Raw genomic sequence first — 13049 nt, forward strand, 5'->3', positions numbered from 1 at the left:
AAAAACGCAAATAAAAACGAAAATGAGGGGAACTTTATGAACCAAAATCAATTCGAATGTCGTATTTCAGAAGAAGATGTACAAATGTTAAGAGCGTTAGCTCACCCACTTCGTCTACGTCTAGTAATGGAACTTATGCAAAGAGGAACATGTAATGTAACACAACTACAGGAAGTGTTAGAAATTCCGCAATCAACGGTTTCACAACATTTAACGAAGTTAAAGCAAAATAAAGTAGTGCGCTTTGAAAGACGAGGATTAGAAGTGTATTATCAAATCCATAATGATAAAGTAAGTGCGGTAGTAAAAACATTATTTTCTTAAAATTTGAATATTATGGAAAAAGACGTGTAGAATATACGTCTTTTTTTATTTGTCAGAAAGGTAGCGAGAGAGTAAATATTAGCATGTGAGGTAGAAATGACTATTAATCAATATGCTGCCTTACCGAATATATTCTAAAAGGAAAAGAAAAAATAGAAAGGAGTGTAGTAAGCAAAAGGAGGGATAGTAGTATGGATGTGAAACGTGTGAAACAAATCTTATCTTCTTCAAGTAGAATTGACGTTACATATGAGGGCGTACCAGTATGGATTGAGAGCTGTGATGAGCAGAAGGGGAGTGCTCAAGTGTATGATGTATCTAATCCTGGTGAGAGCGTTCATGTGGACGTGACAGCTTTAGAGGAGAAATAATAAAAAAGACGCTTCTAATTTTAGAAGCGTCTTTTTGTTATTCCATCATATGTGCAATTTTCTTAGAGAACATAAGAAGTACTAATCCCAGTACAATTACGATAATACCGATGCTTGCGAATACTTCTAAATATCCTAAAGATTGAGTGAAAGCGGCTAATTGTCCTGCTAATAAGTTTGCGAAGCCAGTACCAGCTAACCATACACCCATTAATAATGATGCTAGTTTAACAGGAGCGATTGCACTTACCATAGATAATCCGATTGGTGATAAGAATAACTCACCGATTGTGTGGAACATGTAAGTGAATACAATGAATAGTAAGTTTGCTTTCATTGTAATGTTACCTTCATCGCTACCAGTTTTTAAAACAGCTAAAGTTAGAACTAAATATCCAATCCCTAGTAAAATCATACCTAATGCCATTTTTGTTGGGATTTTCAAATCACCATTTTTTGTTTTTGAAAGCTTAATCCATAACGCAGAAACAGGTAATGCTAGTAAGATAATGAATAGTGGGTTTACAGATTGGAACCAAGGTGTTGGAATTGTAAATCCACCAATTGTACGATCTACGAACTTATCTGTGTAAAGTGTTAAAGAGCTACCAGCTTGTTCAAATCCTGCCCAGAAGAATACAACGAAACAAGTTAAAATTAAAATTGCAACAGTACGTTTTTTCTCTTGTGGTGTTAAAGGTTTTTTCTCAACAGCTTTTGCATTTTGTTCTTTAGATTTTTTACCCACAACTGTTGTTCCAGCTGATCCTAAGTAACGAGGTGCTAATAAGTTAAATGCAATTTGTCCAATAATCATACCGATACAAGCTGTTAAGAAACCGTATCTATAATCTGCGAAGTAACCGCAAATGAATGGAGCGATAAGAGCTCCTAAGTTAATCCCCATGTAGAAGATAGTGAAGGCACTATCACGACGAGAATCGTTGTCACTATATAATTGACCTAATAAAGTCGAAATATTCGGTTTGAAGAATCCGTTACCGATAACTAATAATCCTAATCCTAAAAATAGTCCAGTTTTCGTATTCATTGAAAATAGTACGAAGTTACCAATTGCCATGATGATACCACCAATAGTAATGGCATGTCGCTTCGTAATGAAATGGTCAGTTAACCAACCACCAATAATAGGTGTGAAATATACAAGCATTGTGAAAATACCGTAAATTTGAACTGCAACTGCTTTATCAAATCCTAAACCGCCGCTTACTAAGCTCGTTGTTAAATAAAGAACTAATAAGCCACGCATTCCGTAATAACTAAATCTTTCCCATGCCTCTGTAAAGAACAACAAGTATAACCCTGGTGGATGTTTTTTTGGTGATTGTTGCTCTCCAGCTTTGTCTAATTTTAAAGCTGCATCCATGTTTGTTTCCCCCTAATCCTGTATAACGGATATTTATGTAATCATTTTAATTTACAAAATATTTAGAAGTCAATAGAATTATATGGAAATAGAAAGAAAATTTCTGAAAAAGTTCTATTTTTCTTCGACCGTTACTGTATTTTGCCCTGAAAACAAGATGATAAGCGTTTTCAAATGTAATAATTGAATTCTAAAAGAAAATAAAATAGTGATTAATCAGAAAATTTAGATTAAAATATTTATTCTGATATAAAGAAAATATATTCTATTTACTTTCTCAATATAACATATTGGGAATAAAAATACAAAACGAAATAATGTGACATTTAAGTGAATTGAAAAATAACCAGCTCCATAGAAGGGAGCTGGTTAAGGAAATATTATTTAACAAAGCGTTTTTCGATGTCATCTAATAGTAGGTTAGCGGCCATTACGCCACCAGCTGTATTCCAAATAACGTCATCAACTTTGTATGCTTTACCATTTTTTACTGCATTTAAATTTTTAAATAGCGGATCATTAATATATTCTTTTTCTAATTCAGATCCTTTTTTCTCATTTCCTTTATCGAATGTGAAGTAGAATAATACGTCACCATCCATTGCAGAAATACGCTCTTTAGATACGTTACGCTCTGCAAAATCATCTTTGTTTTGATCTCCAGGACGTTTAAATCCAAGTTCTTTTAAAATAACACCAGAGAATGTATCACCATGATAAATACGAACATCACCAGGCATGAAACGAACCATAGAGATTTCTTGATTTACTTTATCGCCAAGTTTGCCTTTTAAATCTTTCATACGTGATTCGTAATCAGCTACAACTTTTTGACCTTCTTTTTCTTTATTTAATGCTTTTGCATAAAATTTGAAGTTATCTTTCCATTCACCACGTAATGTTTCTGAGAACACAGTAGGTGCAATTGCTTTTAGTTGTTCGTACACTTTTTCGTGACGCATTTTGTTACCGATAATTAAGTCTGGTTTTAAAGAAGCAATTGTTTCAACGTTAACTTGTCCTTCATCACCAACAACTTTTACATCTTTCATTTTATCCTTAATATGTGGATACCATGGGTCACCAGTCCAAGACTTTACAGCACCAACTGGTTTCACACCTAATTCAAGTAAAGCTTCAGTTCCTTCATTTGTTAAGATAACTACACGTTTTGGATTAGCAGGAACTTCTGTTTTACCCATTGCATGTTCTACAGTAACCACTTCTTTTTTATTATCTTCTTTTGTAGATTCTTCTTTGTTACTTGATTTTCCACAAGCGCTTAAAAGCATTGAAAATGCTAGTAAAAATACAAATACTGTAAACGATTTCTTCCGCATGAAATTCATTATGTACCCCCTAAATGTTGAGAATATTTTTCAATAGCAAGCATGATATTAAGCCTTTATCTTTTAATTGTCAATATATATGGGTGAAAATAATTCTCATTTCCGTTGACAATAAGAATTAAGTTGAAATACACTAACAACGTATCATTATACATTGAAGGGGAAACGCTGCATGTTATTAAAAACAAATCGAGCAAAAGGGATTGGATTATTTGTTGGAATCATTGCAGTCGTTATTTGTATTTGGGGAAGTATTATTTTCGGATATACAAATACGAGTTGGAAACTAGCATTGGATGCTTTTTTCCATTTTAACGGTTCCAATGAACATATTATTATTCAAAATGTACGTCTGCCTAGGGCGTTAATTGCAGCTAGTGTTGGTGCTAGTTTAGCCATTGCTGGTTGTCTTATGCAAACTTTAACTAAGAATCCACTTGCTTCTCCAGATTTTATTGGATTAAATTCAGGTGCTGCGTTCTTCATAGTTGTAGCAATTGTAATCTTTTCAGTAACATCATTATCAGCTTTCACATGGATCGCCTTTTTAGGAGCGGCGGTTGCAGCTGTACTTGTATTTGCTTCTAGTTCTTTAGGAAAAGAAGGGACTACTCCTCTTAAGTTAACGTTAGCAGGGGTCGCAATTAGTGCGTTATTTTCATCATTAACACAAGGATTACTTGTGTTAAATGAAAAAGCACTTGAAGAGGTATTATTTTGGCTTGCTGGATCTGTGCAAGGGCGAAAGTTAGAAATTTTACAATCTGTATTCCCATATTTATTAATAGGATGGATTGCATCTCTTATTATGGCAGGAAAAGTAAATACATTGATGATGGGAGAAGACGTCGCGAAAGGACTTGGACAACGAACAATTTTAATGAAATCATTCGTGTTACTTATTATTGTACTGTTGTCTGGTGGTTCAGTTGCGGTTGCTGGCCCAATTGGATTTATTGGGATTATTACTCCGCATTTTGCTAGATTTCTTGTTGGAGTTGACCACAGATGGAGAGTGCCTTATAGCGGATTGTTAGGTGCAATACTACTAATATTGGCTGATATAGCAGCAAGATATGTCATTATGCCACAAGAAGTACCAGTAGGAGTTATGACAGCATTTATTGGAGCACCGTTCTTTATTTATATTGCACGTAAGAGAGGGCTTAGCAAATGAAGAAATATATTCCGTTTCGTATAGGAAAAGGCGAGCTCTCGTTTTTAATGTATAAACGAGCTTGTCTCGTCTTGTTAAGTTTACTACTTGTTTTAATAGGATTATTCTTTGCGAGCGCAGGTATGGGAGACATGAAAATTGCTCCTTATGACGTATGGCAAGCAATTACCGGAAATGGCGATGCGATGTCAAACATGGTTGTAAATAAGTTTCGTATGCCGCGTATTTTAATTGCTATCCTCGTAGGAATTGCGCTCGCGGTAGCGGGCTGTATTTTACAAGGGCTTGTTCGAAATCCACTTGCTTCTCCTGATATCATCGGGATTACGGGCGGGGCAAGTGTTGCAGTTGTATTATTTTTAGCGCTATTTAGTGATAAAAATAATGCACTAACGGTAAGTATTCATTATATGCCGCTCGCAGCTTTTGCAGGAGCAACGATTGTAGCGGTTTTTGTATACTTATTTGCATGGCAAAATGATGGATTATCACCAATTAGCCTCGTTTTAATTGGTGTTGGATTCTGGGCATTAACGAAGGCTGCGACAACATTATTTATGTTGCTAGCACCAATTTATCAAGCGAGCCAAGCAAATGTATGGATTACGGGTACCGTTTATGGCTCTTCTTGGCAAAATGTTATGGTACTTGCGCCTTGGGTTCTCATTTTAACAGTAATATCATTTATCGCAGCTAGGCATTTAAATGCACAAGAGCTAGGGGATGATATAGCGGTAGGACTTGGGGTTCCTTTAACGAAGTCGCGTGTATTTATGCTATTACTTAGTACAGCTTTAATTGGTGGTGCGGTAGCTTTTGCCGGAGGGATTGGATTTGTCGGTTTAATGGCACCTCATATTTCACGAAGATTGGTTGGTTCTTTATACGGTGCATTACTCCCAGTTGCAGCTATTGTCGGTGCAATTCTAGTACTTGCTGCAGATTTAATAGGGCGTACAATTTTCACGCCACTTGAAATTCCAGCAGGGGTATTTACATCAGCAATTGGTGCACCTTATTTTATTTATTTACTTTATAAAAGTCGGAATTCATAAAGGGAGATGAATATGCAAAAAGCATTGGAGACGAAACGCTTGACGTTGTCTTATGGTGAAACAAGTATTATTGATGAGTTGAATTTAGAAATTCCAAAAGGCGAAATTACAATCTTTATCGGCTCTAACGGTTGCGGGAAATCAACTTTATTACGTTCACTAGCTAGATTATTAAAACCAACAACTGGTGATATTTTGTTAGATAATCAAGCCATTCAAAGTATGCAAACGAAGCAAATCGCTCGTCAAATGGCGATTTTACCGCAAGGACCACAAGCACCAGAAGGACTTACAGTATTACAACTTGTAAAGCAAGGGCGTTATCCATACCAAACATGGCTGAAGCAATGGTCAGAAAAAGACGAGGAAATGGTACAGAAAGCACTTGCAGCGACAGGTATGACAGAATTTGCTGAGCGTGATGTGCATGCTCTTTCAGGTGGGCAACGTCAACGTGCTTGGATCGCAATGACACTTGCACAAGATACAGATATCATTTTACTGGATGAGCCCACTACATACTTAGATATGACTCACCAAATTGAAGTGCTGGATTTATTATTCGAATTAAATGAAACAGAACAAAGAACAATTGTTATGGTATTACATGATCTAAATTTAGCATGCCGCTATGCAGATAACATTGTAGCAATTCAAGATAAACAAATATATGCACAAGGTAAACCTGAAGAAGTGGTAGATGAGAAACTAGTACGTGATGTATTCCGAATGGAGTGTCAAATTAGTACGGATCCGTTGTTTGGAACACCGCTTTGTATCCCGCATGGAAGAGGAAGACGTGTAGTTAAAGAAGTTGCTCAGGCGATAAGATAAAAAAACGATGAGTGATTCATCGTTTTTTTTTTTATTTGGTACAAGAAAATAAGAGGAAGAGAGGAATTCGTAAGCGACGTTTATACTCTTCTTCATTTTGAAAATAGATTGGATTTGGTGTAGCTTCTTTTAATGATGTAATGGTAAATCCAGCTTGCTGTAATAATGTGAAATACTCTTCCGTTGTACGATGATATTTAATAACTTCTTGGTCAATCCATGGTTCAACCCGTTTGCCTAGTTTAAAATAATCATCGACGAGCCAACTCGTTCTTTTACCACTTGTTTGTAAGCTTTCAAATGAAGAAGTAATAACGGGATGTTGAACGCTAAAGGTAAAGGTGCCATTTGTTTTTAAAGTTTGAAACACATTTTGAAAAATGGTATCAAGATGTTCAATATAATGTAAGGCGAGTCTAGATGTTACTAAATCAAAAGTGGAAGAGGGATAGGTATAATCTTTGAGGTTTAAAAAATGAACAGATCCATTTTTATTTTCTAGTTGATTTTTAGCTTTTTCATACATAAGTTCGGAGCCTTCAATGCCAGTGTAAGAGTAGCATCCCTTTTCTAATAATTCCGCACCAAACTTAGCGTCACCACAGCCTAAATCGAGAATTTGTTTTCCTTGCACATGACCAATGAGCTGAAAGAATACTGGTTTTTCAATGGATTCATTTGGGCTATTTTCTCGGTATCTTCGTTTCATATATTGTTCGAAAAATGCTGTGTTATTGTATACATCAGATTCTGTAAATGCCATGTTTGAAACCTCCCAAAATATTTTTTTAATTCTATCAAATATGAAAAGTAAATGATAGATTTATTATAATGAATCATATATAATCTAAAATTGTAAGCGGTTACTTTAAACTATTTTTCTATAATAAATTCTGAAAACGTGTTAAGCTAGTAGAGGGATTATTAGAACTATTAAGACAATAATCCGCTTACATGAACGATGGGAGGCTTCACGATGTCTAGTAAAACACTTGCAAAATTTTTAGAAGAAAATTTAGAGGATTTAAAATCAAAGGGGCTTTATAACGTAATTGATCCGCTTGAGAGTTCAAATGGACCAATCATTACAATTGGCGGAAAAGAATATATTAACTTATCTTCAAACAACTATCTTGGATTAGCAACAGATAGCCGTTTGCAAGAAGCAGCAATTGGTGCAATTCATAAGTACGGTGTTGGGGCAGGAGCTGTTCGTACAATTAACGGTACTTTAGATTTGCATATTAAATTAGAAGAGACAATTGCAAAGTTTAAACATACAGAAGCGGCAATTGCTTACCAATCAGGATTTAACTGTAATATGGCAGCGATTTCAGCTGTTATGGATAAAAATGATGCAATTCTTTCAGACGAATTAAACCATGCTTCTATTATTGATGGTAGTCGTCTATCAAAGGCAAAAATTATTGTTTATAAACATTCTGATATGGAAGATTTACGCCAAAAAGCAATCGCGGCGAAAGAATCGGGTCTTTACAATAAATTAATGGTAATTACAGACGGTGTCTTCTCAATGGATGGAGATGTTGCAAAACTACCAGAAATTGTTGAGATTGCAGAAGAATTAGATTTAATGACATATGTAGACGATGCACACGGTTCAGGTGTACTTGGAAAAGGTGCAGGAACTGTAAAGCACTTCGGTCTATCTGATAAAGTTGATTTCCAAATTGGTACATTATCAAAAGCAATTGGGGTAATTGGTGGATATGTAGCAGGGAAACAAAACTTAATTGACTGGTTAAAAGTTCGTTCACGTCCATTCTTATTCTCTACAGCATTAACACCAGCTGATGCAGCAGCTTGCATGAGATCAATTGAAATCTTAATGGAAAGCACAGAGTTACATGATCGTTTATGGGAAAATGGCCGCTACTTAAAACAAGGATTAAAAGAACTTGGCTTTAACATTGGGGAAAGTGAAACGCCAATTACACCTTGTATTATTGGGGACGAAGTGTTAACACAAGAATTTAGTAAGCGTCTAAATGAAGAAGGTGTATACGCAAAATCTATTGTGTTCCCAACTGTAGCAAAAGGAAAAGGTCGTGTTCGTAATATGCCTACAGCAGCTCATACGAAAGAAATGTTAGATGAAGCAATTCGTAAGTATGAAAAAGTAGGAAAAGAAATGGGCATCATTTAAGTAAGGGCATCTTTTGGATAGCTTGCAAATGAGGAGTGGGGAAAATGAAAAAAATTCTAGTAACCGGTTCTTTAGGGCAAATTGGTTCTGAACTAGTAATGAAACTTCGTGATGTATACGGCGCATCAAATGTTATTGCAACAGATATTCGTGAAACAGATAGTGAAGTAGTAAAGTCTGGTCCGTTTGAAACGTTAGATGTAACAGATGGACAAAAATTACATGATATTGCAAAGCATAATGAAGTAGATACAATTATTCATTTAGCAGCTTTACTTTCAGCAACAGCAGAAAAAAATCCGTTATTCGCATGGAACTTAAATATGGGCGGACTTGTAAATGCATTAGAAGCAGCTCGTGAATTAAACTGTAAGTTCTTCACGCCAAGTTCGATCGGTGCATTCGGTCCATCGACGCCAAAAGATAATACACCGCAAGATACAATTCAGCGTCCTACTACGATGTATGGGGTAAACAAAGTAGCAGGAGAATTACTATGTGATTATTATCATCAAAAGTTTGGCGTAGATACGCGCGGTGTCCGTTTCCCAGGTTTAATTTCTTACGTAGCTCCTCCAGGAGGCGGAACGACTGATTATGCAGTTGAAATTTATTATGAGGCGATTAAAAAAGGTGCATACACCTCATACATTGCTGAAGGAACGTACATGGACATGATGTATATGCCTGATGCTTTACAAGCGATCATTTCATTAATGGAAGCTGATCCAAGTAAGCTAGTGCATAGAAATGCATTTAACATTACGGCAATGAGTTTTGAGCCAGAGCAAATTGCAGCATCAATTCGTAAACACATTCCGACGTTTACAATGGATTATGCAGTAGATTCAGCTCGTCAAACAATCGCTGATAGTTGGCCAAACTCTATTGACGCAACTGCAGCAATGAAAGAGTGGGGCTTTAAAGCAGAATACGATTTAGACAAAATGACAACGGACATGTTGGCTAAGTTAAAAAAAAAGCTCACAGCTGAGTTAGTGATGAATTAATAGGAAGAGTCGATTCTTAGGAATCGGCTCTTCATTATTTTTGGGAGGAGAGAAGTCTTATGCAAAGAGTAGATGTCGTATACGCACTAATACATGACGAGGAAACAGATAAAATATTAATGGTACATAATGCAGAACAAAACGTTTGGTCATTGCCAGGTGGGGCTGTGGAAAAAGGTGAAATATTAGAGGAAGCACTAATAAGAGAAGTGAAAGAAGAGACAGGTTTAATTGCTACGTTAGGTGGACTTGTTGCGATCAATGAAAAATTCTTTGAGGAATCAGGGAATCATGCACTATTTTTTACATTCCGAGCGAATGTAGTAAAAGGTGAACTTATTGCGGAAGATGAAGGTGAAATTTCTGCAATAGAGTGGGTGGATCGAACAATTGCGAATGAGCGCTTCCCATACTATGACGGAGGATTTGAATCCTTATTAGAAGTAGCCATTCCATATAAGTTTCAACCAGAAACAAAGTAATTGAATGAAAAAACAGGAGCCACAAGGCTCCTATCTTCTATTCAATCGTCTTCAGTAATAATTTTTTCAGTAATGGTTTAATCTTCAATCGTAAATCTTCAGCATGATTTGCAACTAAGAAGTGATGGTTATAAATGTTCTTCATCAATTGATAAGTTGCTTCTTTTGCCTCGCCTTCTTCGATGAAGATACCGATTACTTCCATGCCACTTTTACGCGCGAGTTTAACAGCTTCATGCGTATCTAAAATTCCATCTTGTTGATAGTCTAGCGCAGAAGGCTCACCATCTGTGAAGACTAGTAAGAATTTATGTTTCTCAGGTCTTTTTGCAAGCTTTTCAGAAACGATACGAATAATATATCCGTCGCGGTTATCTTCTTCTTCACGAAGTTGCATAACTTCCGGACCAACGTTTGGTAACGTTGAGTTTTTATAATTTACAACTTCATGGATAACGTTCGGCTTATCTTCAGGTTTAGCGCTAGAGGCATCTTCCCAAAATCCGCTAATAGCGTGCGGGATTTTTAAAGATTTTAAAGCTTCATGGAATAGTACAACACTCTTCTTCGTCTCTTCCATTTTGTTATACATAGAACCAGAACAGTCAACTAACAGTTGGAATGCAACATCGAGTTCTTGTGACTCTTGTCCTTTTTTATAAAACATACGCGGTTGTTTTTCGGTATAAATACGAAGGAATTTTTTGCGAAGCCTTCCGTAATATTTATCACTATTCGCATTCGTTTTATTTTCAATCGTTTTTTCGATAATTTTCTTTAATTCTTTTACATCTTTATTGACGACTGATTTGATAGCTTGGTAATCTTTTTTCTCATCGATATTTGCTTTGCGAGCTTCTTTAAATGTATGAGAAGCACCTACATTATACTTACCGTATGCACCGTCGTGCTGGCTAGAAGCGTGTGAAGCTCTTGCTTCTTCTGTATCAGCGCCATCAAAGTTGGATTGTGTACTTTTTTGAGAAGTACCTTGTACAGAACCAAGTGCTTGGTCGCCATCTTCTGATTCACGAGCAGTATCGCCCATCATGTTTGTTTTTGTTCCGCTTTCTAATTCAAAGCGTAAAAAGTTCTCGTTTTCGTTATTTTTATTTTCACGATGCCATGTGGAGAAACTTTCATCCATTTTGTTTTTATTTTCATCGTCATCTATAAGCTGTGTATCATCATTTGCTAAATCTTCGACGCGACAGTTCTTTTCGTCTGCAAGAACAGATAAGTAAAGTGGAGCATGTCCGAAATAGTTGTTAAGCATATCACTTTCAAGAAGCGCCTCTAAGCGATAGCGAATTTTCTCAACGACATACATAATATCTTCTGTATTACGTGCTTGGAATGTTTCATGTAAAATCGCTTCAATTTGCTCAAAATATTCATTATTAAACATTTCATATTTATCGCTCGTTAATGAAAGATAGCATAGGCAAAACAAACGATCACCGTGATAATTACGAACGCGGTTTATTTCATTTTGAGAGCCGAAATAATTGCGGTACATTTCTTTTCGGCGTTTAAAAATATGCTTCGTGCCAGGACGTAAGTTCTTTACGATTTCCTCAACGCGTAAATCTTCTAATAGAACAAATAATTGTGTTAAAAACTTTTTTAGGGGCGATTCTTGCAATTCAATCGCATAAGAACGAATTAAAGTCATGTCCGAGTAATGTTTATTACCAAGTGCTTTTAAGAACACTTCGCTTTTTAATCCGATTACTGTATCTTCTTCTTTTCGATCATCCCAAAAGTGACTAATGACAACTTTCTTTTCAATTTCGTCGTAGTATGCTTTATAGCCATATTCAAGATAGGCATCGTCTTCTTTTAGAAGGGCATACATTAAGTTTTCCATTTGTAGAAACAGCGACGCATCAATTTTTTTGTCACTAAAAATTTGTCTCATAAATTATCCCTCAAAGAAATAACTTTCTGCTAATTCACGGACAGTCATTTGTTCTGTTTCATCATTAAGTTTTGCAATTATGCTTCGTTCAATAGCGCGCATAACAGGAATATATACACCTAAATCACATGCGTCGATAATACCACGAATACTTGCTGCTTCTTCACTTACACGTCCATCGCGAGCTAAAGGCATAAGGTCGCTTGCAAATGCAACAAACTTTTCAATTGTTGCAACATCATTTAATTTTGATTCTGCTAATAATAGTTCTTTTAATGTGTCACCTTGAATGTAAGGAACTTCAATAATAACGAAACGGTTTTTTAATGCTTCATTTAGTTCACTTGTTCCAACGTAACCTTCGTTAATCGCAGCAATTACACGGTATTCTTCATCACCGTATACAACCTCTTGTGTAAATGGGTTTGTGATCATTTTACGGTAATCTAATGCGCCGTGAAGTAGCGGTAAAGTTTCAGGTTTTGCCATATTGATTTCGTCAATATATAGGAAGTGACCGTTCTTCATTGCTTTCATAAGAGGACCGTTAACGAATGAAACTTCAGATGCACCATCTTTCGTTTGTAGTGTGTTGTATCCTAAAATACCTTCTACATCTAAGTCGACAGAGCAGTTAATGCTATGCATTGGTTTTTGAAATAAAGAAGAAAGAGTTTCCGCTAGTACTGTTTTACCACTACCAGTCGGTCCTTTTAATAGAATGTTCTTGCCAAGAAGAAGTGCTGTAATCGCATCTTCGATAATGCTGTTATCAGATGCTTTATATATTTTAGTACCGATTAAATGAGCATTTTCACCAGCTTCTTGTTTATTCTTTTCATGAATCGTAGAAAGCTGCTGTTTTAAATCAGAATGTATATGAAATTGTTCTAACATGTATTTCCCACCTAACATTATTTTCATAAAGTAATACATCTTATGATAACTTGTTTTAATATGGTATGCAAAGAA

General features: G+C 35.8%; 13 protein-coding genes. 8 read left to right on the forward strand and 5 right to left on the reverse strand.

The genetic code is table 11. From position 1 onward, the window contains the following. The first annotated feature begins 36 nt into the window (after nt 1-36). On the forward strand, nt 37-324 hold the full coding sequence (locus MR160_RS07685) for an ArsR/SmtB family transcription factor (protein WP_001075219.1): 288 nt from the start codon (nt 37-39) through the stop codon (nt 322-324). A gap of 191 nt (nt 325-515) precedes the next feature. Next, the gene (locus tag MR160_RS07690) at nt 516-695 is read left to right on the forward strand and encodes an acid-soluble spore protein H (RefSeq protein ID WP_000382679.1); all 180 of its coding nucleotides are present in this window, start codon (nt 516-518) and stop codon (nt 693-695) included. 37 nt (nt 696-732) lie between these two features. Here the strand turns inward: MR160_RS07690 and MR160_RS07695 are convergent, their stop codons facing one another. After that, nucleotides 733-2082, reverse strand: coding sequence for a peptide MFS transporter (locus MR160_RS07695; RefSeq protein ID WP_000338303.1), 1350 nt, complete (start codon nt 2080-2082; stop codon nt 733-735). Between the two features lie 380 nt (nt 2083-2462). Continuing rightward, on the reverse strand, nt 2463-3431 hold the full coding sequence (locus tag MR160_RS07700; RefSeq protein WP_001010281.1) for an ABC transporter substrate-binding protein: 969 nt from the start codon (nt 3429-3431) through the stop codon (nt 2463-2465). A 172-nt stretch (nt 3432-3603) separates the two neighbouring features. On the opposite strand from MR160_RS07700, the gene MR160_RS07705 reads away from it, so the two are divergent. From MR160_RS07705 to MR160_RS07715, 3 genes are read left to right on the forward strand one after another with little or no spacing between them, the layout of a single operon-like run. After that, the gene (locus MR160_RS07705) at nt 3604-4608 is read left to right on the forward strand and encodes a FecCD family ABC transporter permease (RefSeq protein WP_000925213.1); all 1005 of its coding nucleotides are present in this window, start codon (nt 3604-3606) and stop codon (nt 4606-4608) included. Then, nucleotides 4605-5663 (forward strand): FecCD family ABC transporter permease, encoded by a 1059-nt coding sequence (locus MR160_RS07710; protein WP_000760052.1) that lies wholly within the window; start codon nt 4605-4607, stop codon nt 5661-5663. Before MR160_RS07705 ends, MR160_RS07710 begins: the two co-directional genes overlap by 4 nt. Nucleotides 5664-5675: 12 nt before the next feature. Next, nucleotides 5676-6497: an ABC transporter ATP-binding protein gene (locus MR160_RS07715; RefSeq protein ID WP_001167972.1), complete on the forward strand. Its 822-nt coding sequence runs from the start codon at nt 5676-5678 to the stop codon at nt 6495-6497. A 31-nt stretch (nt 6498-6528) separates the two neighbouring features. Here MR160_RS07715 and MR160_RS07720 read toward each other — a convergent pair whose 3' ends face one another. Then, entirely contained in the window at nt 6529-7260 is a 732-nt protein-coding gene (locus MR160_RS07720; RefSeq protein ID WP_000885973.1) for a class I SAM-dependent DNA methyltransferase, read from the reverse strand. Nucleotides 7261-7473: 213 nt separating this feature from the next. Between MR160_RS07720 and MR160_RS07725 the strand changes: the two genes are divergently transcribed. The 3 genes from MR160_RS07725 to MR160_RS07735 are packed head-to-tail and all read left to right on the forward strand — an operon-like array spanning nt 7474 to nt 10156. After that, nucleotides 7474-8664: a glycine C-acetyltransferase gene (locus MR160_RS07725; RefSeq protein WP_000095903.1), complete on the forward strand. Its 1191-nt coding sequence runs from the start codon at nt 7474-7476 to the stop codon at nt 8662-8664. A 44-nt stretch (nt 8665-8708) separates the two neighbouring features. Further along, complete coding sequence (locus MR160_RS07730) at nt 8709-9674, forward strand: L-threonine 3-dehydrogenase (protein ID WP_000723120.1); 966 nt, start codon at nt 8709-8711, stop codon at nt 9672-9674. A 59-nt stretch (nt 9675-9733) separates the two neighbouring features. Further along, a complete protein-coding gene (locus tag MR160_RS07735) occupies nt 9734-10156 on the forward strand; it encodes an NUDIX hydrolase (protein ID WP_001189930.1) in 423 nt (140 codons plus the stop codon). A gap of 37 nt (nt 10157-10193) precedes the next feature. Here MR160_RS07735 and MR160_RS07740 read toward each other — a convergent pair whose 3' ends face one another. After that, the gene (locus MR160_RS07740) at nt 10194-12077 is read right to left on the reverse strand and encodes a vWA domain-containing protein (protein ID WP_242297189.1); all 1884 of its coding nucleotides are present in this window, start codon (nt 12075-12077) and stop codon (nt 10194-10196) included. Nucleotides 12078-12080: 3 nt separating this feature from the next. Then, nucleotides 12081-12974 carry an ATP-binding protein gene (locus MR160_RS07745; protein WP_000892989.1) on the reverse strand — a complete coding sequence of 298 codons (894 nt, stop codon included), beginning with the start codon at nt 12972-12974 and terminating at the stop codon, nt 12081-12083. Nucleotides 12975-13049 lie beyond the last annotated feature (75 nt).

Origin of the sequence: Bacillus cereus group sp. BfR-BA-01382, from assembly GCF_022663475.1 — a bacterium.
Taxonomy (GTDB): Bacteria; Bacillota; Bacilli; order Bacillales; family Bacillaceae_G; genus Bacillus_A; species Bacillus_A thuringiensis_S.

Bases quoted from the DNA above. Each gene is read 5' to 3' on its own strand.
- MR160_RS07730 (WP_000723120.1), top strand. From the start codon at position 8,709: ATGAAAAAAATTCTAGTAACCGGTTCTTTAGGGCAAATTGGTTCTGAA.
- MR160_RS07690 (WP_000382679.1), top strand. From the start codon at position 516: ATGGATGTGAAACGTGTGAAACAAATCTTATCTTCTTCAAGTAGAATT.
- MR160_RS07700 (WP_001010281.1), bottom strand. From the start codon at position 3,431: ATGAATTTCATGCGGAAGAAATCGTTTACAGTATTTGTATTTTTACTA.
- MR160_RS07695 (WP_000338303.1), bottom strand. From the start codon at position 2,082: ATGGATGCAGCTTTAAAATTAGACAAAGCTGGAGAGCAACAATCACCA.
- MR160_RS07715 (WP_001167972.1), top strand. From the start codon at position 5,676: ATGCAAAAAGCATTGGAGACGAAACGCTTGACGTTGTCTTATGGTGAA.
- MR160_RS07740 (WP_242297189.1), bottom strand. From the start codon at position 12,077: ATGAGACAAATTTTTAGTGACAAAAAAATTGATGCGTCGCTGTTTCTA.
- MR160_RS07725 (WP_000095903.1), top strand. From the start codon at position 7,474: ATGTCTAGTAAAACACTTGCAAAATTTTTAGAAGAAAATTTAGAGGAT.
- MR160_RS07745 (WP_000892989.1), bottom strand. From the start codon at position 12,974: ATGTTAGAACAATTTCATATACATTCTGATTTAAAACAGCAGCTTTCT.
- MR160_RS07710 (WP_000760052.1), top strand. From the start codon at position 4,605: ATGAAGAAATATATTCCGTTTCGTATAGGAAAAGGCGAGCTCTCGTTT.
- MR160_RS07720 (WP_000885973.1), bottom strand. From the start codon at position 7,260: ATGGCATTTACAGAATCTGATGTATACAATAACACAGCATTTTTCGAA.
- MR160_RS07705 (WP_000925213.1), top strand. From the start codon at position 3,604: ATGTTATTAAAAACAAATCGAGCAAAAGGGATTGGATTATTTGTTGGA.
- MR160_RS07735 (WP_001189930.1), top strand. From the start codon at position 9,734: ATGCAAAGAGTAGATGTCGTATACGCACTAATACATGACGAGGAAACA.
- MR160_RS07685 (WP_001075219.1), top strand. From the start codon at position 37: ATGAACCAAAATCAATTCGAATGTCGTATTTCAGAAGAAGATGTACAA.